Below are 26,754 nucleotides of genomic sequence, written 5' to 3'. Positions count from 1 at the left end.
GACCAATATCACAGTATGAATGTGCCAGATGTCGAGTAGTGAACTACTCATGCCCGCATTGCGTCTTCAGCTCACACTTTCGTGTATCGAGACGACTGCGATCGAAGGATGAGCAGATGGTTGCCAAGACGACATCTCAACTACACCCAGCAGCAAGGCACCCCGCCGAGCGTCGCGGTCATGTTCTCCAGGCGGGATCTTTTGCGGCCAAAGCGGTCCTGAACGCAGCGATCTGTTTCGGCGAAACTGTTTACGCAGCAGCGGAAATAAAGTACCAGCCAGCAAAGGCGCAGCCCGAGATGCGCTGTTCCGAACGTAGGTATTTTCTCCCCACGCGGTCACACCCGCTGGTCTGCGACGATGGCCACAACGGCGCGTTGGTGGCGACGGGGGGAATTTCGGCATGACCGAGTATGCGCACTTCGTGGGACGGATCGGCGGGCTCGCAGCGGCCTTGGGTGTGGGTATAGCGCTTACCATCGCCACCCCTGCCGTGATCCACGCGGACACCGGAAGCGAAAGCTCTCCAACCAACGACAGCACGAACACCTCCAGCCCCTCCGGGACATCCGGCACCAACCCACCCGCCGACACCACCGCTTCGCCCAGTGGAGCTACGGAACTCCCGAACAACAACACCACCAATACATCAGCCCCCAGCGGAACCAACACCTCGCCGACTCAGCCCGCCACTTCAGTCCAGGCCAGCAGCAACGGCGGGTCACTCAACACCGCCCCACAAACCACGCAATCGACACCCGAGGTCGAACCCCTCACCAATGTTGATCCAGTAACGGCTACCGGCGCCTCCGCCGCCACCGAATTGGGCAGCGCGCCAACGACGCCGACAGACACCCCGCCGACGCCAAGCGCCACCGCAGCACCCACGCCAAACGCCATGACCGCGGCCGACCCGCCACCTCCGACGGCCAAGAATGCGAACCCGACCGGTAACAGCAACCCGACCGCAGCCGCCCTCGCTCAGGCAACCATCAACCCCGTCGCTGTAACCAACCCACGAACCACGAGCGCGCTCACCGCCCAGGCACTGCAATTGGCATCGAGCAACCCGACTACTTCACTGACCGCAACCAATGTCGCGGCCAAGAGCACTGCGCTCACCGCGACAACCAATAAGGTCGCCGCGCTGGCCCCCGCGGCCATCGCGAGCACACCCACGCCAACGCTGATCGGCGCCGTCGTTGCCGCCATCGACGGCTTCCTCAGAGGCATCGTGACCGCCGCGATGGGTCTCACCGCGCCCAACGCCCCCCTGGACAACCCGCTCGCCTGGACCATCCTGGCCTGGACCCGGCGCACCTTCTTCAACCAAGCCCCCACCCTCAACCCCCGACAACTCACCACAAACAGCGCAGGCGTCATCACCGGAACCCTGGGCGCCCTCGACGCCGATGGCGACCCCCTCACCTACACCATCACCCAACAACCCACCCACGGCACGGTCACCATCCACCCCGACGGCACCTACACGTATACCCCGGACCTCACAACGGCCACCTTCGGCGGCACCGACACCTTCACCGTCGACGTCAGCGACAACGGCCTCAACCTGCAAGACCTATCCACCTATCCGCTACTCAACCCTACCTTCCATCTCCACGGCCCCCTGTTCTTCCTCGAACCCAACAACGCCGTCACCCCCGCGGCGGTGAACGTCACCGTCACCGCGGTGACGCCCATCGTGCAATCAGTCTCCATCAGCTCCCCGAATTCCAGCGGAGCGGTCACCGTGAAAATCGTCGCCGCCGATCCACTCGGTCGGCCCTTCACCTACAGGGTTCTGACTCCACCCGCACCCGCGACCGGCGCCGTCACCACCGACTCCACACCGGGGGAATTCACCTACACCCCAACCACTGACGCCCGGGTGTCCGCAGCCACCGGCGGACCCACCACTGATACGTTCACCATCGCGGTCGCCCCCACCGCCAACCCCAACGCAACAGCAACCATCGCCATCACAGCGCAAGTAGCACCCGCAACGATCAACTTGACCGTCACCCCGATACCCACCTTCAGCGACTTTACGGTGGTGTCGAAGTGGACTCTGTCAACGGATACCGACCCATCTGGGATTCCAGTGGCCTACAGCGTTACCACCGAACCCACATACGGCAAGGTCGAAATCAATCCCGCCACCGGCGAATGGACCTACACCCCGACCATCAAGGCCGTAATAGCCGCATCTAACGGCGGACCAACGACCGACACATTCACGATCACCGCGTACGACTCCGCCCCAAACGCTTCCGCCCTTTACAACAGTGTCCCAATCACTGTTAACCTGCCAACCTCGGAATTCGGCCCGTACGATTTGTACTACACGAAAGCGACGCCCACCCCTGCTGGAGGTGCAACGGGGAAGGCGTATGTCTCGCGCCAAGGCAACCAGTGGATCTACAGCGCCACCGCTCCCATCACCGGCAACGGCAGCACGGTCAACATCGATGCCACCACCGGCACCTTTACGTACACCCCCAATACAACCCTGGCTGACTCCGGCGGCACCGATACTTTCACTCTGACCGCAACCGACCCGGATGACCCCACCATCACATACAGCACACAGGTGCAAGTGATTGTGAATGCCAAGAAGGCCGGGAGCGAGTGGAATTACGCTCTGCCTATCCGGGAAGAACGCCTGAATCAATGTAAAATGGGCAGCTCCTCTGGAACCGCCGCCGTGACGAGCAAGAGTAGTTATGTAATCGGCACATCGTCACCTCCGCCACCTCCGCCACCTCCGCCACCTCCGCCACCTCCGCCACCTCCCCCAACGCGCCCGATCGTGACAGGTAATTGGTCGGGCGGCGCGATCCCCAGCACTACCCTCGCCCCGGCGGCTGTCGCCGGAACATGCACCAACGGAGCCGACGGCACCCAACACGATGTGGTCGACTCCCGCTGCACCGACCAACCGATCGTCAACAGTCCGGACAACCCACACACTGGCAGTCCCGAAGCAACGCCTGCCGCGGCCAACGGACCGGTCCACGAACCCACCGCCAACAGCGACCCGTCCGATGCCCACGCCCGAACGCAACCGTTCGACGTCATCGCCTGGTTACTCGGCATCGACCTCCAACAGCCAATCCCCCAACCCGCCGATCCCGGCAGCCCATTGACCCCCACACTCGACCCGCTAAATCCCGACACCCATGCCGAAGGACAGCCATTTGACATCTTCAGCTTGCTGGACATTGTCTTGGGACTAAGCGTCGACAACAATCTTCCCGGCCGTACAGATCCAACGGCCCCAACCAACACACCGCCCGACCCGCTCGATGCACCGATACCGACGCCGGGCGCGCCATGAGTTGAACTGCTCGAACGGGCTTAGCGGTCAACGCAAGCATCCGTAAAACACATTTATCGCCAGAACGAACCCTCGTTCTGCTTGATGAACCAATCAACGAGTTCGGGCTGGTTCCGCGGAGTCGGGTACGGCCAATCCGGCGCCACTACGACCAGCTCAGCTCCGAATGCCTTTTGTTCGTTGACCGCAAGGATCGCGGCTCTGGGCGTGCCGACGGAATCCTCGGTAAGGCACGTGTAACGGCCGACGTCTGAGCCCCGCACCGTCCAAGCAGCGTTGGTCGGGTCCGCCTGTCCGTCACAGCTTTCGCCGAATCGCCGGAAGTCATTGTCCCATTGGGTCCGGGCCTGCGCACTCGTGGTGAACCCCGCGAGAATGATGGTCGGGGCGTTGACGTTGCCGCCCGCACAGACCACGTTCGCCTGGATGTCTCCGCCGGGGGGTTCCAGATGCCGGCAATCTTGTGGATCTTTGTTGTTGAGCGCACGGGCAATCAGGTCGAGGTCGGCGGGGGTGAAGTTATCGGGATCCACCGGATCATCGGTGAGCCCGCCGGAGGTCGGATCGGGTGCGTGCCCGAACCAGGCGTTCAGACCGGCGGCGCCGCCCGGCCCGTTCCAGGTGTAGATGGCGGCGACCAACGTCTTCTCGTGGGTGACGATTGTCACCGGCGTGGGCGGGTCGGTCGACTTGTCGAGGTAGCAAGCGCGCCTGCCGACCTCGGTGCCCGTTCTGTTTCTGGCCGGCCCGTCTTGCCCCGGCGGGTCACCCGGGCAATTCGTCGAGTCGAACTGTTTCGTTTTGGCTGAGACAAAAGTACGGAGGTTCTCTACCGACGCGAAAGAGAAAAACTGTGCAGGCGGCGCACCGCTGGCCGGCTTACCCACACACGCGATCGACACCTGCACATAGCTGCCGCCTTGGGCTGGCTTACATGACGCCCGGTTGTAGTGCCAGTCAGACAGTTTGAGCAGATCGATCTCAGCATCGCTGAGATGATTAGGGTTATCCCCCGAATCAGACGCGGCCGCCGCAGAAGGCGCCGACGGTTCCTCCTTCGCCTTTCCGAACACCAGCCAACCGGTCACGGCGGCGCCCGCGATCAACACGACTGCCGCCACAGCGCCGATCAGCCGCAGTGGGCGTTTCCTCGCCACTCCCGCGCCGTCGGCGGAAACGGGCACGGTTGCAAGCAGTTCCGTCTGCGTCTCTGGTTGCTCAGCCGTGGGCGGCTCGTCCACTACCGCTGGCTCGACGGACTCCGCCGCATCGACCACAGCGCCGAGCGCAACGACCGTCTTCGGATGATCAACGACATGAACGGGACGCTCAATTTGATCAAGCAGGCTGCCCACCAACGGAATCCGCGAGGCGCCACCGATCCGATAGATCCCTGCCAACTGATCTGGTGTCAACCCGGCCCGGGCCAGCGTCGCCTCAAACTCGGCGATGGTCGCATCGAGATCAGTCCTGATGAGATTCTCGAACTCGGTGCGCGTCACCAGCACCGGTTCGGGCAACCCGGGCAGACGCACCGTGCGCTGGGTGTGCTCGGACAACTCTTCCTTGACCTGACGGACCGTCGTGTCGAGCATGCGCCGCCGCATGCCACTGTCAGGATCTTCGGGATCGGGGTAGTCAAGCGCCTGCCACAGTTTCGGGTCGGCTTTCTTGTAGTGCGTCTGCCCCAGGTAGTTGAACAGCCGGTTGTCGAACTCGAAGCCGCCCAACGGATCGATCCCGCCAGTAGCCAGGATTTCGAACCCATCCGACGAGCGGCACAACACCGTGACATCGAACGTACCCCCACCGAGGTCGTACACGGCGAAGTACTCATCGCCGACCACCTCCTCAGAGGGCACCACAGCCGAACCAGCGGAGGTGGTGATAATGCGGGCCGTGGGCTGATCGGAGGCTTGCGCGTAGTGCGTCGCCGCGGCGACCGGTTCCGGCATGAACGTCGGATCGGGTAGCGAAATCTCGAGCTGATCAGCAGCCATCGAAACCGCTTCGCGCAGAACATCGAGGCGCCGGTCTGACCAGTCGACCGGATGGGTCAACACCAACTGCTCGGGCGGGCGGTGATTGTGTTGACGCACCGCCTCACGGATGATCGCCGCGTACACCGCGGCGATCAGCGTGCACGGCCGAAACTCTGCGTCTCCCAGCAGCACGCTGGCCCGCCCGATGTCACGCTTCGGGGTCGGCTGGTAGCGATCCAGGCTATATCCCGCCGCACTGTCGGCCTTGGTACCGACCAGCACACCGTTGGGGTCGGCGAGTACCGATGACGGCATCGTCGACGTCCCGTCAGGCAGAACCAGACCAGCAACTCTGCCGTCCGGTTCGCGCACCGCCGCCGCCGTCGCCGTGGTACCGAAGTCGACCGCCAGCACCCAAACCAAATCCAGGTCCGCCCGACCGCTCATCACCGACCCCGCCATCTCAATCACCCGTAGCAGCAACCGCAATGAACCAGCAGCCCGACGCCCGGCCGGACCACCGATATCGGACGACCTTAGCAATGACTGTGACCAGACAGGGCTACCTGATCGATGAAACTCCAGCCCTCCCCGGATCACCGCCGACGCCAAACTGGCTCTGCCCGAAAGGGCAACGTGTCATGCCCGAATGCGTAGTCGTTCGCCTCTTCCGCAGACCGCACCGAGGGTGGATCCTGGACAGCAGACCAATACGGCAAGCGAGGTACCGCGTGCACATCCATGACGGCTTCGACCAAGAATCAAGCCTGCGTCCCAAGGCATCCCGGATCGAGGAGGCGGAATCGGCAGTCGCCCTGAAAGCCGCCATGTCGGGACGCCTCGACGCCGCAGGCACGTCCGGGGTGATGGGACTGCAGCGCGCGATCGGCAATGCAGGCACCGCCGAACTGATCGAGCAGGAACGCTCCCCGGTTCACGACGTGATCGGGTCCGGAGGTTCCCCCATGGAGCCGACGATCCGGGCTGACATGGAAGGCCGACTGGGCCATGATTTCGGCGACGTCAGGATTCATGCCGACGCGGCGGCACACGACTCGGCCAAATCCGTGAACGCGCAGGCCTACACCGTCGGCTCGGACATCGTCTTTCAGCAGGGCAAGTACGAGCCCGGATCGCAATCCGGCCAACACATGCTCGCCCATGAACTGACCCATGTCGTGCAGCAGCGAAATGGGCCGGTCGACGGAACCGACGCCGGCGGTGGGGTGAAGGTCAGCGATCCGTCTGATCGGTTCGAACGCGATGCGGTGGCCAATGCCGACCGGGTCATGGCCTCAGCCCCTCCCCCGACTCATGACGTCCAGCGGTCGGCCGATGGCACCGTGCCAATGGTGCAGCGCGAGGAGGCAGAGGAGGAGGAAGACCCTGACAACGCCGCCGCGGCTCAGACCTTCGTCCAGCGACACGAGGGCTTTGCCGAGCTCGATTCGTAACGAAGACAAGGCAACGGCTAGTGATGGCGGATGCCCACCGAGGCCCCGGAGCCCGGGATATAGTCCCGCTGACCACGGTGACGTTTCGACCCTCGCGGACGGGCTATGACCGAACACGTATGTAACGACTGCGGTACGCCCAACGCTGTAGATGCGCGCTTCTGCGTCGGCTGCGACGAGTACCTCGGCTGGGACTCGGCTGCCAACAGGCCCGATCCGGATCAGACGATCGCGATACCGGCCGAGCCCGTCGGCGCGCACAGCCGAACGGCCGGAGGGGCAACAAGCACAGCGACCGGCACCGGGAGCCCTGCGCAAGCTCCCGAGGTGGAACTCCCCCACCCAGAGGCGATACTCGAACCGGACGCCGGCCTCGGAGTCCAGGTCCGCAACCCGTCGACCATCGTCGATGCCTATGAGATGACCCTTATCGCGGCGCCCCCCTGGCTAACACTGAGCCATCCCGAAGTCACGCTCATGCCGGGAACGACAGAACTCATCACCGCCACCTTCGCCATGGCTTCGGGGGCTCTGATCCCCGCCCAGACCATCACCGTCGGACTGCGGGTGTGTTCGCAGCGCGATGCGGCGCGGTTCACCGAAGTCCCGGTTTCGGTGACCGTCCCGCCGTCCGGTTCCGCGGTCACGGTGACTACGCGGCCGACTGCCGTGCGCCTGGTCGACCAGAACACCGGCAGCGTCGAAGTCCTGCTCGACAACACCAGCAGTAACTACCCACACAACGTGGCCCTCGCCGGCTCAGACTCCGAAGGCAAGGTCACATTCACCTTCTCGCCGCCGTGGCTGGTCCTCGAGCCTGGTCAGACCACCAAGGCACTGGCCGAATTCACTGTGCCCGAGGTCCGGGCCGGGGAAACACAGATTCGCCAGCTGACGATCACCGCCAGCGAAGACAACACCACCGCCGAGGCGACGGTAATCGTCAATCAGGAGCGTACGGTTGCGGCGCCGCTTCGCCTGCGGATGGATCCCAGTTCACCGCACGTGCGAGACTCCGAGTCAACGGTGGTCACCCTGATCGTCGACAATCGCGGACCGACAACAGCACGCACGGTGCAGTTCGAGGGACGCGATCCCCAAGGCGTGGTGCGCTTCGCGTTCGCCAACCACACACTGTCGGTGCCGGCGGACCGCGCGGTCACCACGTCGGTGCGCATCAGCGCACCTCCGCCCCCGTCGGGCAAGGAATCATTGAAGCCGTTCTCGGTGGTGGCGACCTACGGCGACGGCGAAGTCGAGGTCACCGGCGAGTTCGCGCAGTCGACGTCGGTAACCGCCTATTCGGTGTCGCGCCTGACGGTGACTCCGGAAACCCTGCGGTCCGATAATCGTCAAGGACAGCTACAGTTCTGCATCGAAAACCGCCATGAGTCGCAATGGCTGCAAGCCGGCATGTCAGGGACCGACCTCGAAGGTGTCGTGCAGTTCGAGTTTTCTCCACCAGGTTTCGACGTGCCGCCCGGCGGGGTGGCATGGGGTCTGGTATCGGTGTCCGCGCCAAACCCGGCCAAGCGTGACGAGGATGCGACGCGTCAGCTGGAGATCACTGCCTCCGACGAACACGAATCCCTGACCACGAAGGCAACTTTCATCCACGCCGGCTGGGACTGGATTCCGATTGTCCAGGCCGCGCTGATTGTCTTCGGTGGCGTGCTAGCGATGTGGGGCGCCGCAGAGCCGTGGGCATCGAACGCGAAGCTGTTCAACGCCAGATGGCTGTTCGAATCGAATTGGTGGTCAAACTCCGCCAATACCGGACTGCTCGACAAGCTCAATCAGTACGGGGTTATGTTCCTCTGGCATCAAACGCCCGACCAGTTTGTCGTGTTTTCCCAACCGCCCGAACGTATTTCGATTTTCGTCCTGGCCATCGCAATGATCGTGACGGCCTTTGTCAGCGTGGGAAAATGGAGCATCCGAGTAGCAGCCCTGATCGCGGTGGCGGCAATCGGCTACTGGCTGCTGTTGCTCATTTCGCTGGCGTGGCAGCACGTGTCCATTGGTGCCCCCAGCTACGGAATCATCTTGGTCCTATTCGGGGCGGCCTTCGGATTGGCCGGCGGGTTGTGGGCCCGCGTCACCAACAAGTGAGGAGTCGGTTGTGAGCAGAGAGTCGGTTTCATGGCAGGCCAGATAGTCGTGAACGGCGCGATGTTGCAATGCACCTTCGGCGCCGCGCCATCCCCGCTGACCGTCTTGCCGGTCGCCAGGGTGATGGCGTCGTCGCAACCCGCGGCAACGATCATGGACTCAAAGCCCATGGCGAACATCAAGTCGTTCGGCGTATGCATGACTCCGTCAAATCCTCAGGTAGCCGCCGCGACCGCCGCCGCCTTGGGCGTGTTGACGCCGCAGCCGTGCATTCCCGCCACCGCGTCGCCGTGGACACCCGGATCCCCGACGGTCACGATAGGTGGTCAGCCGGTATTGACGAACGTCTCCCAGTGCATGTGCACGTGGGGCGGGGTGATCTCGGTGACTGCCAACCCAAACATGACGGTGCAGGCGTAAGGCGCGCCCTATCCTCGGCGTGCGTCTGTCGGCAACAGCCGCCCCTGTTTGCGGTACTCACGATGTATCGCGGCGGTCAGGTGCTCCACGTCGACGTCCCGGCCGGAACCTGCCGCCATGTAGGCGGCGGTGATCGCTGCAGACCGAATGTTGCCTCCCGCCAACGGGAATGCCTCGGCGAAGACGTCGAGCTGCAAGTCCGTCGATGCCGGAACCGGGCCGTCCAGGCAGCGCTTCCACAGTGCCAGCCGGGCCTCCTCGTCGGGCATCGGAAAGTCAACGACCATGTCGAGCCGGCGGGTGAACGCATCGTCCAGATTGGCCCGCAGGTTGGTCGCCAGCACGGCAACGCCGTCGAAGGACTCCATGCGTTGCAGTAGGTAGGCGCTCTCGATGTTGGCGTACCGGTCGTGGGCGTCGCGGACCTCGCTGCGCTTGCCGAAGATGGCGTCCGCCTCATCGAACAGCAGCACCGCCGAGACGTTGGAGGCTTCGGTGAAGATCCGCTCCAAATTCTTTTCCGTCTCACCGATGTACTTGTCGACGACGGTTGCGAGATCGACTGCATACAGATCGAGGCCTAGGTCACCGGCAATGACCTCGGCCGCCATCGTCTTGCCGGTGCCCGAGTCACCCGCGAAGAGTGCCGTGACACCAGTGCCGCGGCCCCCGCCGGGGCGCATCCGCCAGTCGCGCAGGACCCGTTCCCGATACCGTGCTCGAACCGTCAGCTCCTGAAGTTGTTCGAGCGTGCCGTCCGGCAGAACCAGGTCGTCCCACGAGACGCCGGGTGCCACGCGCCGCGAGAGCCGCTCGAGGCCCGCCGCATTCTGTAACCGAGCGCCACGGCGCAGCCCGGCGCCGATCGGTGTACCACCGTCGAGTCGCGCCGAAGCACGCGCCGAATCTATCGCCGCTGCAACCTCTTTCGGCCCAAACGCGAACTGTGACGCCAGATCCGCGACATCGACGGTATCGGCGAGCGATCCGAGTTGGCGCGTCCACAGGTCCGTACGTTCCGAGGTGGTCAGCCGAGTGGTCTCGACAACCAACGGAACGTCGTCGGACCATGCTGGATCCCACGCCGACGTCCCGACGAGCACCACCGGCACCGGCAGTCGGGACAACAGCGGCATGACCCGTACGGAGTGTTCCGAGAGCGCCTCGACCGACGAAATCACCAGACCCGCATCGAGTAGCACGGCCTCACGACCCAGCACTGCGACCGCCAGTGTGGGATCGCCGGCCGCGACCAAGCGTTTCGCGTCGCACAGCAGCACCGGCCGAGAGGCTTTGTGCAAACCGTCGGCGGCCAAGGCGGCCCCGGAGCAGCCTCCGGTCTCTCGCAAGTAGCAGAACCGTTGCCCGGCAAGAAGAGCCTTCGCGAGCGCGGTCGATTGCTCGGTGACGGTGCGGTGCGGTTCGGTCAGCAATCCGGCCAGGGCCGGATCGGGCTTGTCATCGCCCAGCAGGTGCGCAGTGACCCGATCCGGTACACGCAAACCACGGGTGAGGAACGGCCGGTCCGGTTCCTCGATCAGCACCAACGCGAGGTCCACCAGCGGCGCCCCCGGCGACAATCGGGCACGCGCCGATGCATCCAACGGCGAGACGTCGGCCAACTCGAGTGCCAACCCGACGGTCGCGCGCCGACGCGTCACGTCGTCATTGAGATACCCGTAGAAACGCTCGAATCGGGAGTCCAAGTCGGGAAGCAACGCGATGACCAAGAGATCGACATCGTCAGCTGTCAGTCCCGCAGTGCGCGTCAATGCCCGCAGCCGCAGGACAGTACCCGCAGCCTCCGCCTCATCGGCGTTGCCCTCCAAGATATTTCGACGTGCCGAGTCGAATCGCGGCGGTTCCTGCGGCTCACCCAACAGGGCATCGACCGCAGCATCGCTGATATACAGGCCACGGAACTGATCGTCGGGTGCCGGGTCGACGCTCCGTCGGTGCGCGACCAGCGTCCGGACCCGCTCTTCTACGACGGCTGCGCGTCCGAGCAGATATCCCCGGCTGTCGAGGACCGGGGGCGCCAGTGGCGTCACTGCGTCGTCCCACCAGATTTCGGACGACGTTTGCGGATCCGGATCGACGTATCCGATCCCCCGGACGATGCGGCCGATGCCCCGGTCGGCCCTTCAGCGTGACTTGTCCCGTTAGAGGCGTTGAAGGCCACCTCGGTGAGACCGCGCTGCAAGGTCTCGGCCGGCGCACTGCCGGCAATGCCCTCCAATGTGAGCGAGGGCGACCACTTGACCGGCGGGCCTGCCGGGAACGATCGGCCAGAGTCGATCGGCGCCGTCACGACGACGTCGAGCGAGGGTTTCAGCTCCCCGCCCAATGCCGTCCACACGTCGGCGAACGATCGATCCTCAGGGGGCGGTAGCGCGACGGTCATCGGCACCGGCAGGCCGAGCTCCTGGAGCGACCCGCTCAATACGTCCTCGGGCAGCGCCTCGTAGCGCAGAAAGCAGCGCAGCAGGGAAGCCAGAAGGCGATGCTCGTCCTCGGGACGCTGCGTCCACGCGGCGACCAGATAGGACAACTTGAAATGCCTCGGTGGAAGATGCCGTGAGACGACGAAGCTGTCCTGGTACTCGTTGATCATGCCCCGCTGCCGACGGCGGAGATCTTCGCGAATGTCATACAAGTAGACATCGATGGTGGGCCCGCTGCGACGCGCTGCCCAATCCTTGTTCGGCGCGTCGAATACCACTTCGACCTCCCCGTCGTTGATCGCCTCGCGGCTGATCAACTTCTTCAGCGCATCATCGACATCGGAAATCACAGTCATCACCGTCGCTCGAAAGAGGGATACGCGGAACGAGCACTCGTCCCGCCATCAGGGCAGGAAACTTTGCCCGAACGGGCAGATCGGCGCTCAGATCAGCCCTGCTCTGACGGCGTAGGCAACCGCATGCGAGCGGTTGCGCAGTTGTAGGCGGCTCGTCACGTCGTGCAGCACGTTCTTCACCGTTCGCTGGCTGTAGCACAGCTGCTGTGCGATCTCGTTGGTGTCGTGGCCATCTGCGATCAGGCGCAGCACCGCGGTCTCCCGATCGGTCAACCCCGCGAACGTCAACCCCTGCGGCGACAACAGCTGCCGCTGTAGTCGGCCGACCTGGTCCAACAATGTCCCGAGTAGGTCCGAAGGGAGGACGCCATCGCCGTTGGCCACCTGCTGGATGGTCCGGACGAGCACATCGGGAGTCGCGTCCGCCCGCCGCAGCAGCCCACTGACGCCGACCTCGGCCGCGCTGACCACTGTGGTGTCATCGATGGCGCTGGTAACCAGAACCGTGTGCTCAATGTCCGCCCGCTGCAAGGCCTGAAGGACCCGCAGCGTCTCACCATCGAGCGAGTCCGCGACGGCGACCGCGACGTCGGCTCGGCTCAGTTCGCTCGCTGCGACGATGTCGATCTCCGGGCGCAGGCGCAGTTGGCTGACCACGCCAGCCTGCAGGATCGGATCGTCGGCGTAAACAAAAGTACAAACTCGCTGCTGCATCGATCAACCTTCGACTAGAGCGTTCGTGCGTCGACAACCACTATCCGCCGCCGGCTCAACAGCGGCTCAACGCCCGACCAGCTTCGCTCAACAAACGCTCAACATGCAGGTCGCGGGGGCACGCCCGCCCATCGTGTCAGCCGTTGATGCCGGGCTATAGACCGCGGCAGTTCAGTTCACTACCTTTGGCTTTCATGACATTCGAGTCGATGGGCATCACGGTCGACTGCGGCGCTGAAACGGTGGACGTGCTCGCCGAGTTCTGGTCTGCCACTTTGGGGTACGTGAAGTTGCTGCCGTCCCTGATCATCGACCCAGACGGCGTCCAGCCCCGCATCGCGTTTCTTGCAGTCCCAGAACCGAAGACAGTAAAGAACCGGTGGCATCTCGATCTGTATGTCGATCACCTCGACGAGCTGGGCGCGGAGATCGATAGAGTGACGACGCTCGGCGCCACCAAGGTGCGCGACTATGACGAGGTCTCGCACGGGTTCACCAATACGTTCGCGGTCATGCTCGACCCAGCCGGCAACGAGTTCTGTGTGTGCGCGCCGCACATGCCCGTCGCGTCGCCGAGTGACGGCTAGTTGTACTGCCACGGACGTCAGGTACGGACGTCGCGATATCACAGCGACGAGTTCGCGAGCAGGCTCTCTGCGCAATCGATTACGGTTTCGCGGGCTGGCCGAGGCTCCCAGCCGAGTGAGCGGGCCTTCGCGTTCGAATAGGTGTATTTGCGATCAAGAAAGGGAGCAATCGTCCGCATCTCGGGGCTTACCTTGGCGAGAGTCTTGATCACGGAATTGGGGATGGTGCGCGTCGGAATGCGCGGGGCCCGACTACCCAACTGTGCTCGCAGGTACTCGGCGATCTCAGGCATCGACATGAGTTCGGAGACCGCGAGGTACCGCTGACCAAATGCCCGCGGGTTGGTGAGAGCGAGAACGTGCAGGTCAGCGACATCGCGTACATCTACGATGTTGAGCCCGATGTTCGGCACCCCCGGCATCCCGGTGAGCATCCGGTCGATGATTTCGACGGATGCGATATTGCGCGTCGACAGCAGAGGTCCGAACACGACGCCGGGCAAAACGGTGGCGAGCGCGAGTCCGCGTGCGTGGGCGACTTCCCATGCTGCGCGCTCGGCGAGGACCTTTGAGACTCGGTATGCGTCGATGGCGGATGCCTGCGGGCTTGTCCAGAGAGTTTCGTCAAACACCCCGCTCTCGCCACGATTTGGTGTGGCTGCCGCACTGCTCGATGTCACGACAACGCGTGAAACGCCCGCGTCCGCAGCGGCTTCCAGGACCCGCCGAGTACCGTCGCGAGCGGGCGTGAGCATGTCGTCGCCCTTCAACGGCGAGGCGACGTGGAGCAGGCCGGCAATGCCCGTCATCGCAGGTGCCCAGCCCTCGTCGGCGATCAGGTCTGCATGGGCGAACGTCAATTGGTCGGCGAAGACGGTCCGCAGGTGCTCTTCGCCGCTGATGTTGCGGACGGTAGCGCGTACCTCATGGCCTTGGTCGAGGAGCGCAGCGATACACCATCCCGCGATGAAACCGGTGCCACCGGTCACGAGTACACGCATGGAAGACCTTTCGTCAGCGTCGGCCTTTCACGATGATGGATCTGCGGTATGCGATTAACAGAGATTAGTGCTCCGAATTGGGGGAATTCGGACTTATCGCGCGACGACATCGAATTGACTGGATTGGTCGTGCCCGCAGGAGTGGAAGCCCTACGCTTACCAAGCAAATAGGTGCCTCAACACATCGCGCTGGGGCGCAGCGGGGAGGGTGCGATGACGGATTGGGTTTCCCCCGCATCGGGCTGGGTACTTGCAGTGGATTTCGGTACCGCCGCGACGGCGGCCGCCGTTCGGGAACCCGACGGCACGGTTTCCTGTTTGATACTGGCCAACGGGGCCGCGACCATGCCGTCATCGGTGTTCGCCGACAGCACCGGCTTGATCGTCGGCGTACATGCCGACAACGCCGCCGACTACGACCAGGACCGGTACGAACCGACCCCGAAGCGGCAAGTGGGACGTTCGCGGATATTGCTCGGCGACCAAGAGTTTCGGCCCGCCGAACTGATCGCAGCCATCTACGCGGTGGTAATTGGCGAAGCTGTCCGGCAACACAACCGCACCCCACCGGCGAGGTTGGTGCTGACCCATCCCCTGGCGTGGAACGAGGCTCGGATTGACGTACTCCGCGAAGCCGCCACGCTGGCCGGCTCTCGACTCGGGATTTCACTCCCTGACCCCGTATTCGTGCCCGAACCGGTGGCAGCGGCCGCCCACTGTGCCGCCGCAACCGTAGGCCGCGAGGACACCCAGGCCGACGCTGAGGACAATTCGGATCGTCCGACAAGCGGCCTGGGCGACGGAACCTGCTTTGCCGTATGCGACTTGGGCGGAGGCACTTTCGATGCGACTGTGTTACACCGGACCGATACCGGCTTCGAAATTCTGGCTACCGGCGGTATCGACCCACTTGGTGGCTACGACTTCGACAATCGGCTGTTCACGTATCTGGCCGACCACCACGGCCAGAGGGCCAATCCGTCGGTCTCGCAGACCGTGCAGGCCACCGACCCTGGCGACCACGACAGCGGACATCGGCGGCCCGTCCTGCAAACCAGCGTGCGGGTCTCCCAGCCGGTCCTCGTGACCCGGGCCGAACTCGAGAATCTGATTCGCTCCGACCTCGAGGCGACACTCGCCGAACTCGACGCCACCATCGCCCGCGCAGGCCTGGCGCCTGAGCAACTCGCGGGCATCTACCGCATCGGCGGGGCGACCCGAACCTCGCTGATCGGCTCAGTATTGAACCAACTCCACAGTCCGGTCCATGTCGTGGATCACCCGAAAACCGTTGTCACGCTGGGTGCTACGACCCCACCGATTAACACACCCCAACCCACAGCCGCCGCCGACGCGGGTCCCCCTGCCCCCGACACCGTAGCGCCGTCCGCAGGCCCCGGTGAACCGGAACCCCCTGATTCGAGCCCCGCACGCCGGCGCCGGACACTGTCAATCAGCGCCGGTGTCATCGCTACCGTCGCACTCGTCGTTAGCGGGGTAATCCTCGGAGCCCGACTGACCGCACCGTCAGGCCAGAAAGAGACAAATCAGGCACCGTCGACAGTCAGTCCCGCCCCGTCACCCCAGGCAGGTTCGGGACCATCCCGCGGACTGCTGGCGTCCGCCGCTGAGGTAGGCAAGATCGTCGGCGAACCGGTCCACGAAGAATCGACGTCCGAAACTCCGGTCGACTCATCGCATTTGGTCAACCACCCCGAATGCGCCGACGCAGTCTTCGCCAGCGAGAGTCGCCTCTATCAGCAGAGTGGATTTACGACGTTCCGGAAGTTGGATCTGACTGCGTCGGGAGAAACCGGGAATCATCTCTCGGTCAGCCAAGCGACCGCGCACATGCCGTCGGATGAGGCCGCACAGAAATTGTTGGCCGACGCAAAACAAACGTGGGAGACCTGTGTCGGACAACAACTATCCGTGACCGACTCAGGTGGCACGTGGCGCCCCGAACTGCAGGACGTGCAGGAATTCGGCACCACGATCGTGCAGTTCCGCAACGTGTCCGGCGACGTTCCGCAGTGGTATCAGTGCCAGCATGCGATGAATGTCTGGTCCAATGTCGTCGCAGAAGCATTGGCATGCGGTTCCGGCGGGAAGATCAACGACCAGGCCGGGTCGGTCGTCCGCGTGATCCTGGCCACTGCGGCAAGATAGGACCGATCGGTCGCGATCGAATTCTCGGCAAGTCCCCGCGACGCCAAGCACCTCTTGTAGTTTGGTCGTCCGCCGCTCGGGCGCTATTTTGGCGCGGCCGCGCTCGTCTCCGCCGGCTGCTCGGGGCGTAGCGCCACGTCCGAGGCGTCCACGAAGCAGTAGCCGTCGACGTTTGGCCGGAATTCGACGCCACCATTTCCCGAGCCTTCCGGGCGGATGTCCTTGGCACCCCCGCCCAAAACCGGCCAGTCGAACTGGCGCAGGTACGCGTACGTCGTGGCGTCGGCCGCTTTAGCCTGAACGTCCCCGCCGCTCGGTCGTTTCGTCGGAAAGGACAGGGCCGGTTCGAACGGAAACTCCTTTTTCCGTCGCCCACCACCAGAGAAGGTGTAGAAATCTCGCGTCTTGAACCAGATTCCACTCACCGCGACAGTGCCGGCGGCGCGACCACTGGTCTTCTGGTCCCGTTTCAGTTCGGCATCGCTGTTGTCGAAACAGGTCTGATAAACCTTCGCAAACATTTGCGACGCCTTGGCATCGACCTGCTGCACGTAGTCCTTCTTCTTGAAGTCCCAGACGTAGGCGCCCCACTGCTTGCCGTCGTCCGTTGCATCAACGGGCGGCCGTTTCTGCTCGTCCTGCTGAGCCCGGGCGTCGAAGAGCAGCTGGTGAAAATCGTTCAGATTCACCGCATTGAACATCAGCTTCGACACCGCCATCTGCTGGTCTTCCGAGGTGAGCGAAGCGATCACGATTCGTGGATGCGCCGACACCTCAACCTTGTCGATGTTCTCTCCCGCCATGATCTTGTTGATGACACCCAGATCCGTAATCGCTGGGTTCAGTGGGTTGTCGTCGTCGTCCAGGAGCTGGACGCCAGGACTGGCGCCGACGTCCAGCCACCACTGCAACTTCTGCATCCCTCGTAGTTGTCGTTTGACCGCCCGAAGTTCTGCGGCAGCCATTCCTTTTCGGATGTTGGCCCACGTCTCCAGGACAATCCGGATGACCTCCAACGCGGCCATTGCACCCGCTCCGACTCGGGCGCCCTGCCGAATGTCTCCGCCCGGCCCCTTCGGAATGCCGGCGCGACCCTCGCTTGCGGCGTTGACCATCGCCTCGGCTTGCATCTGCTTGGCCAACGCGCTCATCGACGCCATCGCCATCCGGTTGTCCCGCTTGGCCCTAGCCGCTTCGTCGCTCATCTTCATGAGTTCGCCTTGCATCTTCTGCAGATTTGCCATTTCTGTGCGCCACGCCTCGCGAACCGTTTCCAGCACCTTGGCCGAACCCATGAGTTGCACCGCCTCGCGGTAGGCGTTGCCCTGCTGGGTTTTCAGGTTGGTCATGGTGACTGGGTCCTGCTTGAGCATCGCGTCGGTCATTCCCAAAGCGAGTTCGTAGACCCGGCCGGCGGATTCCATCATCGCTGAGTTGAAGTTCACCGAGCTCTCGAATTCGTTGAGGCGCTCGGCCTTCATCATCTCGGTCCCACCGAGCTTGTCCGCGGCCGCTCTCGCACCGGAGGGGTCGAAGTTCTTGTTGAATCCGCCGCTGGCTTTCACGGCGTCCGCGACGGCGGTCCACCACGAATTGGTGGCCTCGACGCGCGCCGCATCCTCCTTTTCCAACTGTGCAAGCGTCGCTCGGGCCGACGTCGCGATCGCCGAGGAACCGGTGGCTTCAGCGGACGCGATCTGGATCTCGAGTGCCGTTCGCATCTGCTGTACGGAGTGACCGGCCTTGCGGGACTGCATCAGTGCCGATTCGGCAGGTTTGATTTTTGCTGCGACCTCGGCCTGTTCCTCAGGGGTGAGTGCCAAGGGACTGGCGACCCCGCCGGAGACCTGCTTCATGCCGGAACTGCCGGCTTTGGGCAGCACCACTGTTTCGATCGGGAACCCCGCCGCATGCAGGCAACGCACGTGGTTGGTCTGCTGTTCGAGTTTCTCCGTTTCCGTCTGGGCGAAGAAGGTGGATGTGCCGTCACTGGCGTCATACGCCAGTCGCAGGAATCTCAGGTAATTTAGACCCGCCTCGGTTTTTCGCGTCTCGGTGTTTGCACCACCGTGGTGAGGCAACTCGAATTCCTTTAGCTGACCTTCACCGAATATGTAGGGCATCGCCGACGGATGGATGTAGTCGAACATCTTCATAACGGTGCTTGGCTCGGAATCTGCCGTGTAGACACGCACTTCGCCGGTGAGCAGGTCGCGCACAATCGACACCGGACTCCCGGCATTCGTTGCCCGTTTGGAGCCGCCTCCGGATAGCCCGGCATGGGCTGGGGCCCACCGCAGGTCGGTCCCCTGCAGCGCGCCCGACACCTCGCGGTGCACATGGAGTCCGTCACCGGTGACGTCAATCTCCACAACCTGGTTGCGTACGGCCGTCAACCGGATCGACGCAAAAGCTTTGATCGCCGGATCATTCAACTGCTGCTTCGTGATCTCCACCGACGGCTTGGGCATGCCGCAGCCGTTCACCACCGCCTCCAGATCTGTCAGGTGGTCGCTATCGGTGTGCGAAATCTTCACAATCTCAGGGGTCTTCGCCAGTCCGGCTGCGCGCAGGGCGTTGACTGCCCTTGCTGTATAGCCGACCACGTTTCCCGCGTCGAAAAGTCGCGTCGCGCCGTCGGCGCCGACCAGGATGATCGCGCGTCCCGCCCCGGTCTCTACGAGGTATGTGGCGGATCGCGGTGTGTAGTTCTTGCCGACGATCTGCCGCATTTCGAGGCGCGCGGCCGCGGCGTTGGACCCATACTGGCCGTGGATCACGACTTTGACCGGATTGAGTACGAAATCACCTTCAGGAAACTGCTCGTCGAGCTTCTTCAGATCGGCCTCGGCCATACTGATACCAATGGCACGTAATGCGCCGCCAGATTTCGACCCGGAGGGGGCATCCGCCGGCGGGGCGCTCGAATCAGGTTTGTTCTGCCGCTGCACTGCCACATTCACCAGAGGCGACGACGATGCGACCGGCGGTCGTCCCGACGGTGGCAGATGGCCGCCGGTTATCAGTGCCGACACGGCCCGGTTGCCCGCCATCCGTTGCAAACCGAGCACCGCCGCAGGAGCCCGGGATTTCGCTGCTCGCTGGGCGGCGGGTGCGGTCACGGGAGTTGTGGCGTCGTGGCTTCGCTCCACCTACTCAGATTAGACAGGAACCTCTGGCTGGGTCTTTCCCAAAAGTGCAACCCAAAGGGCACTACGCAGCACCAACCCAGCGGGCGACCTCTCAGAACTCCCCGCCGACGTGTGCTCCGACGGGCAAAGTCTGGATCATCGACGGGTTGGTCAAGGTGAGCTGGTGAGGCGACAGCTCAGAAACTCACTGAAGCGATTGGTGGACAACGCTTCCCGCGTCAAGCCGCCAGACACCTCTGACGGCATGACGGTTGGTCACGCCGAGTTTGGCGAGAACGGACGCGACATGGTGGCTCACGGTTCTCTGGCTGATTACGAGGATGTCGGCGATCTCCTTGTCCGTGTGCCGGTCGGCGAGCAGACCAGCGACCTGTCGCTCTCGGTTGGTGAGGCCGAAGGGATTGCCCTGAGTCGAGCGACGCTGATGTCGGCGACGACCAAGGTCGCGGGCGCGTTCGACCACAGCGTGCACCCCGAGGGACTGCAACTCACCTACCGCGGCTGCAGCGACCCCGGAGGTGCTCGAGTGGATCGCGGCGATGGCAGCCTCATACGGACAACCCCGTCGCCGCCATTCGGCGGCCGCGGCATCCCACTGCTGATCCACCTGTAATGCGTACTGGGGATGGTCACTGTGCGGTAGCGGTGCCGCGAATACTCCGGCAATGGCGGCCCAAGCGGTGACCTGCCCGCGAGTCCACGCATCCACACCGGCGGGCAGGGCAGCCAGTGCCTGGCGAGCCTCAGCCTGTGCGCGGTCCTGATCGCCGGCAAGCCAGGCGGCCTCGATACGGGCCGCGAGTACCGTTCCGGTCAGACACACGAAAGAGGCATCGTGGCCGGTGATCGCTTCGTCGAGCATGGGCCAAACGGTGTCGTGGTCTCCGGTGCGTGCGTGGATCAGAGCGAGGGTGACCAACGGGCGCAACCGGAACATCGACGGCAGTCCGCTCCTGGCCAGCACCGCCTGCGCCGCAGCCGAAGCCTCCGCGTACCGGCCGCGGTGTAGCAAAAGTGTCGCGCTGATGCCCTGGGTGTGGCTCCCGAAACCGGTGAGATTGTGGTCATGACAGAAAGCCGCAGTCTCAGTCAGGTAGCGGTCCGCCCGGTCCAGATCGTAACTCGCGGTGACGAACCAACAGGCGACCACACCCCCGACCGCGGCGGCCTCCACGGTCCGCGTGTCCGCGCATGCGATCGCCCAGCCGGCGTCGAACGCGGCCCAGCCCTCACCCGCGAGAACGGCCGACAGCTCGGCAAATAACCGGGCCCAGGTAACCTCGGCAACTGCCTCAAGTTGTGCCCCGATGGCCACGGCTTTGGCCGCGTAGTCGACCGCACCGTCACGGTCGAATACGGCGAAGCACAGCTGTGCGGCATTCGCATATGCCCCAACAAGTTCCGTCGTCGGCCCCAACGGTTCGAGGATCCGGACCGCGGTCTCGGCGGCATCGCTGACTTGCGCCAGCGGCGCCCCGGCGAAAAGCCGATAATGTGACAGCCAACGATGGTTGTCACCTTCTCGCAGCAAGTCACCGACCTCGCGACGAAGCTCGATGGCCTCGATGATGATCTCGGCCGCGGCCGCCACCTGGCCGGACAGGTACACCGCTCGGGCCTGGTTCTCCAGCCACGACGCCCGGACCGCGGCGGGTTGTCCCAGACTGTGCCGGGCCACGCGGGCGTACTGTTCGGCGGCCTGGGTGAACGCCCCGAGAACCATTGCCCGCTCTGCGGCCTGGGGCCCATACCGCAGGACTGCGTCGCCGTCGCCGGCTTCTTCGGCGTGTAAAGCCAAGTGCGCCAACGTACATTCGCGGCCCTCAGACGTCAGTGCGGCTAGCACGGACGCGTGCAGGGCACGACGCTCGAAGACGGGGATCGCCTCGAGCACAGCTTGGCGGGTCAGTTCGTGCCGAAACCCGACGGCCTGCCCACGGTGCTGCAGTACCCCCGCCGTCACACCTGCGGGCAGCTCCGACTGCGCGTCCGCGACCATGTCGGCAAGCACGTCGACGGTCGCGTCAGGTCCGAGCACCGCAACCGCGTCGATCACCGCGCGCGCTCCAGCGGTGAGCCGGGCCAGCCGACCGATCACGTGGTCAGATACGTTGCGCGGCACGACATCATAGCGTCCGGCCGCCAGCGACTCGACCACGAATAACGGAATCCCTCCGGTGGCCTCAAACAACAGATCGATGTCGACGCCAGGCCGAACGGCCGCGAGGGCTGTCACACCGTCACGGGTCAGCGGTGCGAGATCGGCACCCGACAGCACCTCACTATTTGCGACATCGGAGAGGAATGCAGTGAACGGGTGCGCCGAGCCGAGGTTCTCGATGCGATGGGTCAATACCAACAGCACTGGGATACCCGCAATGCGGTTGGTCAGATAGCGCAGCACATTCAAGGTCGCGGGGTCGGCCCACTGCGCGTCGTCGATAACCCAGACCGCTGGACTCGAATCAACCAGTGCCGCAACGACTGCGGCGGGTACAGCGGCCAAGCCCTGCGGGTTGTCCAGCGCCTCGGTTACGTGCGTTGCCACGTCTGGAGCCAGACTGTCGCGCAGCTCCAGCACAGGACCGAGCGGTACCGGAGTAGCGAGCGGATCGCACGCGCCGCTGAACACCGAGGTGCCCATCGGCAGCGATGCCAGGAACGCAGCCACCACCGCGGATTTACCGATACCCGCCTCCCCGGATACGACCGCGACGTGCCCGACTCCGGCCTTCGCGTCGTTCAGCCGGCCCTCAAGCCACCCGAGTACTTCTTCGCGTTCGATCAGTCGATCTGGAAATACCATGGCGCCAAAGAATTCCGGGTGCTGGTCAACGGACGTCCGGCCAGATCACGCGCTCGCCACCATGTACCGACGGTCGCGGGATTCCAGCACCCGGTGGCGTGCCGCCGCACGCGTGCGCACCCCGAGCTTGGCCAGAATCGCCGACACGTGATGACTAGCGGTCTTGGGGGTGATGCCCAACGCGTCGGCGATTTCCCGGTCGGTGCACTGCGCGACGAGTAGCTCGGCAACCTGCCACTGCCGGCTGCTGAGTTTGAAATCGTCGAGTCCGGGTTGGGCCAGACGACCGTGCGCCCGCACCATGGCCCGAGCAATCGCCACCGCAGCATGTGCGCCGAGGGATTCGAGCGCCGTGAGACCGGCCTCGGCGACGTCGCTAGCGCCGGCGTGCAGCCGCGCAATCGACGCCTGGTAGGGGCAGCCCAATCGGTCCCATTCGGTGGCCGCGCCCAGCCAGTCACCTCTGAGCTGACGCGCGTACGGCCCTGCCGGGAGCGCCGGCAGGGCCGGCTGCTCGATACCGACGATCTGCGCCCAGGCGCCGATCCGACCCACCACCCAGCGGTCGACCTCGTCGGTCAGCATCGACAACGCCCGCTCAGCTTCAACCCGGGCGGATGCCTTGTCACCGGCGAGCCACGCGGCCTCGATGCGCGCCGCCCAAATGATCCCGGTGCGCATCACGTCTTCGCGATCATGACTGGCCAGCGCCTGGTCGAGCAGCGGCCATACGTCACCGCGTCCCGCGCGTGCGCGCACCGTGGCGGCCGCCACCTGGGCCTGCAGATAGTGCAGCGGGGTCAGGTCGGCCCGGTCGAGGACGTTGACCGCCAACGTCTCGGCCTCCGCACATTGCCCGGCATCGAGTGCCAAAAGCGCGAGCGTGCCCTGCCGGATCAGCCAAAAACCTGGCAAGGTGTGTTCGCCGAAAAAGTCTGTCGGGTCGAGGAGATACCGCTCGGCGGCGGCTCGATCATGATGTTGCATGGCCACCCAGGACGCCATGACGGCCGTAACACCCGCGGCCTCGACCGCCGCCGGATCCGACTTCACGTCCTGCCACACCGCATCGAATGCCGACCAATCGGCAGCGCAGCGGGTAACCATGGAGATGGCCTCGAATGCCTTGGCCCACATCGTCGCTACCGACGCACCTGACGTGCGACCGAGGTGTATCGCTTTCGGCGCATCGTCGGCCACCGCAGAATGACCATAGGTCAGGCATGCCAGCTGTGCGCGGTTGGCGTACGCCCAGGCCAACTCAGGGGTAGCTCCCAGCGGCTCCAGCAACCCGACCGCCCGGTCGGCGAGTTCTCGGACCGCAGCAACAGATCCGAGGGGATATAGCCGATGGGAAAGAAGGCGTAAATCATCGCCTTCGCGCAGATCGTCGCGTACCTCGCGGCGTAATGTGGCCGCTTCACTCATCGACTGAACGGCCTGTTCACGCAACCCGCACAAGTACGCTGCGTGGCTACGGCCCTCCCACCATTGGGCACGGACCTCCGTCGACACACCGCCGGCATGCCGCAGAGCCCGGGCGTACTGATCAACGGCTTGGCGGTGCGCACCGAGCGCGGCGGCATGATCGGCCGCAGCAGGGGCATATCGCAACACCGCAGCTGTGTCGCCGGCTTCCTCAGCGTGAAATGCCAACTGCGGCAGGATTTCTCGCTCCGACAATGTCGACTCCAGAGCGGCCAACACCGCTGCATGCAACGCTCGGCGATGATCAGGTGGAATAACCCCACATACCGCACGCCGGGCCAATTCGTGACGGAACACCAGACGTTCGCCGACCAGATGCAAAATCCCGGCCGACACGCACTCGGCAACCCCGTCACCCTCATGCGGCGCCACTCGGTCAACCACATCCGCGGTGGCGTCGGGGCCCAGCACTGCGACCGCGTTAGCTGCAGCCCGCCCGCTCGGGCTGAGCTGGGCCAGTCGTTCTCCCATCAAATACCGAACCGCTACCGGCGTATCGCTAGCCCAACCAGCCGCCAGAGCCTCGGTCACCAGGAACGGATTGCCTCCCGTCACCCGGTGCAACTCCGCAACGTCGACGTCCAGATGCGCCGCAGCGAGGGCGCGTACTCCGAACAGACTCAACAGCGACAGGTCGATCCGCACCACGGCTTGCGAACCGACGACGTCACCCAACGCCACCGTCAGCGGATGTCGCAGGCCGACCTCGTCGTCGCGGTAGGTCACCACCAGCAACACCGGCATCCGGGCCAATCGCCGTGTCACATAACGCAGCACGTCCAGAGTGGCGCTATCGGCCCAGTGCACGTCCTCGATGACCCAGACCAGTGGCGCGGTGGCCGCGAGCGCCGACGCGACTGCGTACGGAACACCGCCCGCCCCCGCCTCGCCGCTGATCGCACCCTCGAGCCGCGCGCGGACGTCCTGATCGAGGCAATCACACAAGCCAAGAATTGGTCCAAGCGGAACCGGCGCCGACACCGGATCGCAATGGCTGACGGCTACTGTGCCACTACGGAAGTCGTCACAGAAGGCGCGCACCACCGACGATTTGCCGATCCCGGCCTCGCCTCGAATCACGACGAGACGGCCGGCACCCCACAGACCGGAGTCGGCATACTCGGCCAGCTCCGCCAACACTCCGTCACGCTCGACGAGTGGGCCACTCGTACTCGGCGAGGTCAACCCCGCGGCAACCGCGTCCATCGGCACCTGCTGACCATGGCGCCGCATGCGGCGTACGGCGTGCGACGTGCCGAGTGCGATTGATTTCGTCGCGCGGAGTGAGACCGGCCGGCAGCTGATTGCTCCACCCGAATCATCCGGTGAAGTGATGCCCTCAGCCGAGGCCGACAGGACCCTTGACGCGGTCACGTTGACGGTCGCTGTTCGTGTTCATCGCGCAGCTTCGGGCGCATACAGATCTGCCTGCGGTCGCAACTCAGCGCAATCATCCGTTTGTCCGACCTTTCGCCACAACGCGAACGCCACCCGCAAGCCAACCGCCCTGTTTAGTCATAGCAAATACACAGGTAACTCGCACGAATGACGACGTAGAATTCCCGGGCCCGCTTCCGGAGACCGCAGTTCTGGACGGACTTCGACGGACCGACGTCGAGCGCATGGCGGAGCCCGCGACATCGGTGTGGTCGCACACCCGTCGCCGACGAGTGCCCGGCCACGGTGGAGTTGCCATGCCGCCAGTGTTACCTCTGTGGACCCGCCCGGACTAGAGTAGTGGGCTACTCGAATGTCGGTATCGCACGCATCCGAGCTGCGGTGTTGTCGTCACGCGGTCGTCAGGCCCCGTTGTTGACACCGCCGGAATTCGCGCCAGGGATGTCGGTGATCGGGATGTTCGGCATCGGCGCGGGCGACGGCGTGTTCGGCAACGACGGGATCTCCGCGGGTGGGATGTCGAGCAGGTCGTTGGACGCCGGCCCGTTGTCCCGGCTGCCGTAGCTGCTGCCCGGCTCGCGCGGACCGATCATCTGGCTGACCGTGACCAGGTGATAGCCGTTGTGCTTGAGCACCGGGATGAACTGTTCCACCAGGTCGACGGTCGACGAGTAGGTGTCGTGGAACAGCACCACCGAGTGCGGCTTGATCTGGCTCATCAACATGAAGCGGGTGGCGCCGGTGTTGGCGTCGTTGGCCCAGTCGAACGGGATGACGTCCCAGTTGATGTCGGCCAGGCCCTGCTTCTTGGCCTCGGATAGCACCTGGTCGTTGATCAGGCCACCGGCCGTGCGAACGAGCTTGGGCCGCTGACCCGTGGCCGCCTCGATCGCATCGCTGGCCTTGCTGAACTGCGCGGGGATGTCCTCGGGCGGAATGGTCGTCATGTTCGGGTGTTCCCACGTGTGGTTGCCCAGTTCCATGCCCGCTTCGACGACGCGCTTCGACCCCTCCGGGTTGGCGGCCACCTTGTTGCCGATCTGGAAGAACGTCGCCTTGGCGTCGTTGTCCTTCAGGATCTGCAGCAGCCGATCGGTGTACGGGCTCGGCCCGTCGTCGAACGTCAGCGCGATGCACTTGACCTGTGCGCAGTCGACGTCGTCGGCCTTGGCTTGCTTGACGTGGCCCGTGAACCCGCCGATGACCACGACGGCGATGCCCGCGCACACGCCGATCAGCATGCGCCAGTACGACCAGGACACGCCTTCGGGCCGCTTTCGCACACTGGCAGCCTACCGATTGGCGATTTGTGCACGCGCAGTCGCGGCGAGCGC

15 protein-coding genes are annotated in these 26,754 nt (G+C 64.3%); 6 read left to right on the top strand and 9 right to left on the bottom strand.

Annotation, left to right across the window (positions count from 1 at the left end; translation table 11 throughout):
• The first annotated feature begins 403 nt into the window (after positions 1–403).
• Positions 404–3,337, top strand: coding sequence for an Ig-like domain-containing protein (locus HNP02_RS33995; protein WP_184445070.1), 2,934 nt, complete (start codon positions 404–406; stop codon positions 3,335–3,337).
• Positions 3,338–3,390: 53 nt separating this feature from the next.
• On the opposite strand, the gene HNP02_RS33990 is transcribed toward HNP02_RS33995, so the two are convergent.
• Entirely contained in the window at positions 3,391–5,766 is a 2,376-nt protein-coding gene (locus HNP02_RS33990; protein ID WP_375373743.1) for an Hsp70 family protein, read from the bottom strand.
• Between the two features lie 284 nt (positions 5,767–6,050).
• Here HNP02_RS33990 and HNP02_RS33985 point away from each other — a divergent pair, with 284 nt between their 5' ends.
• From HNP02_RS33985 to HNP02_RS33975, 3 genes are all read left to right on the top strand, one after another.
• The gene (locus tag HNP02_RS33985; RefSeq protein WP_309241793.1) at positions 6,051–6,773 is read left to right on the top strand and encodes a DUF4157 domain-containing protein; all 723 of its coding nucleotides are present in this window, start codon (positions 6,051–6,053) and stop codon (positions 6,771–6,773) included.
• A gap of 669 nt (positions 6,774–7,442) precedes the next feature.
• Positions 7,443–8,885, top strand: a complete 1,443-nt coding sequence (locus tag HNP02_RS33980) for a hypothetical protein (RefSeq protein ID WP_184445067.1) — start codon at positions 7,443–7,445, stop codon at positions 8,883–8,885.
• 30 nt (positions 8,886–8,915) lie between these two features.
• Positions 8,916–9,305, top strand: coding sequence for a DUF4280 domain-containing protein (locus HNP02_RS33975; RefSeq protein WP_184445066.1), 390 nt, complete (start codon positions 8,916–8,918; stop codon positions 9,303–9,305).
• Positions 9,306–9,313: 8 nt separating this feature from the next.
• Here HNP02_RS33975 and HNP02_RS33970 read toward each other — a convergent pair whose 3' ends face one another.
• From HNP02_RS33970 to HNP02_RS33960, 3 genes are all read right to left on the bottom strand, one after another.
• The gene (locus HNP02_RS33970; RefSeq protein WP_309241792.1) at positions 9,314–11,356 is read right to left on the bottom strand and encodes an ATP-binding protein; all 2,043 of its coding nucleotides are present in this window, start codon (positions 11,354–11,356) and stop codon (positions 9,314–9,316) included.
• Entirely contained in the window at positions 11,353–12,105 is a 753-nt protein-coding gene (locus HNP02_RS33965) for a DUF4255 domain-containing protein (RefSeq protein WP_221318347.1), read from the bottom strand. Before HNP02_RS33965 ends, HNP02_RS33970 begins: the two co-directional genes overlap by 4 nt.
• Before the next feature lie 87 nt (positions 12,106–12,192).
• Positions 12,193–12,819 carry a response regulator transcription factor gene (locus tag HNP02_RS33960; RefSeq protein WP_184445065.1) on the bottom strand — a complete coding sequence of 209 codons (627 nt, stop codon included), beginning with the start codon at positions 12,817–12,819 and terminating at the stop codon, positions 12,193–12,195.
• A 194-nt stretch (positions 12,820–13,013) separates the two neighbouring features.
• Between HNP02_RS33960 and HNP02_RS33955 the strand changes: the two genes are divergently transcribed.
• The gene (locus HNP02_RS33955) at positions 13,014–13,406 is read left to right on the top strand and encodes a VOC family protein (protein WP_184445064.1); all 393 of its coding nucleotides are present in this window, start codon (positions 13,014–13,016) and stop codon (positions 13,404–13,406) included.
• 38 nt (positions 13,407–13,444) lie between these two features.
• Here HNP02_RS33955 and HNP02_RS33950 read toward each other — a convergent pair whose 3' ends face one another.
• Positions 13,445–14,407 (bottom strand): NAD-dependent epimerase/dehydratase family protein, encoded by a 963-nt coding sequence (locus HNP02_RS33950; protein ID WP_184445063.1) that lies wholly within the window; start codon positions 14,405–14,407, stop codon positions 13,445–13,447.
• A 213-nt stretch (positions 14,408–14,620) separates the two neighbouring features.
• Between HNP02_RS33950 and HNP02_RS33945 the strand changes: the two genes are divergently transcribed.
• Positions 14,621–16,576: a sensor domain-containing protein gene (locus tag HNP02_RS33945; RefSeq protein WP_184445062.1), complete on the top strand. Its 1,956-nt coding sequence runs from the start codon at positions 14,621–14,623 to the stop codon at positions 16,574–16,576.
• Positions 16,577–16,659: 83 nt separating this feature from the next.
• Here HNP02_RS33945 and HNP02_RS33940 read toward each other — a convergent pair whose 3' ends face one another.
• The 4 genes from HNP02_RS33940 to HNP02_RS33925 all read right to left on the bottom strand — a co-directional run bounded on the left by HNP02_RS33940 (position 16,660) and on the right by HNP02_RS33925 (position 26,703).
• Positions 16,660–19,698 carry a hypothetical protein gene (locus HNP02_RS33940; protein WP_184445061.1) on the bottom strand — a complete coding sequence of 1,013 codons (3,039 nt, stop codon included), beginning with the start codon at positions 19,696–19,698 and terminating at the stop codon, positions 16,660–16,662.
• 214 nt (positions 19,699–19,912) lie between these two features.
• A complete protein-coding gene (locus HNP02_RS33935; protein ID WP_184445060.1) occupies positions 19,913–22,534 on the bottom strand; it encodes an AAA family ATPase in 2,622 nt (873 codons plus the stop codon).
• A 45-nt stretch (positions 22,535–22,579) separates the two neighbouring features.
• A complete protein-coding gene (locus HNP02_RS33930) occupies positions 22,580–25,228 on the bottom strand; it encodes an AAA family ATPase (RefSeq protein ID WP_255507285.1) in 2,649 nt (882 codons plus the stop codon).
• Positions 25,229–25,821: 593 nt separating this feature from the next.
• Positions 25,822–26,703 (bottom strand): polysaccharide deacetylase family protein, encoded by an 882-nt coding sequence (locus HNP02_RS33925; protein ID WP_184445058.1) that lies wholly within the window; start codon positions 26,701–26,703, stop codon positions 25,822–25,824.
• Positions 26,704–26,754 lie beyond the last annotated feature (51 nt).

It is taken from the genome of Mycobacterium sp. AZCC_0083 (assembly GCF_014202335.1).
Taxonomy (GTDB): Bacteria; Actinomycetota; Actinomycetes; order Mycobacteriales; family Mycobacteriaceae; genus Mycobacterium.
This window is presented reverse-complemented; position numbering and strand designations above follow the sequence as displayed.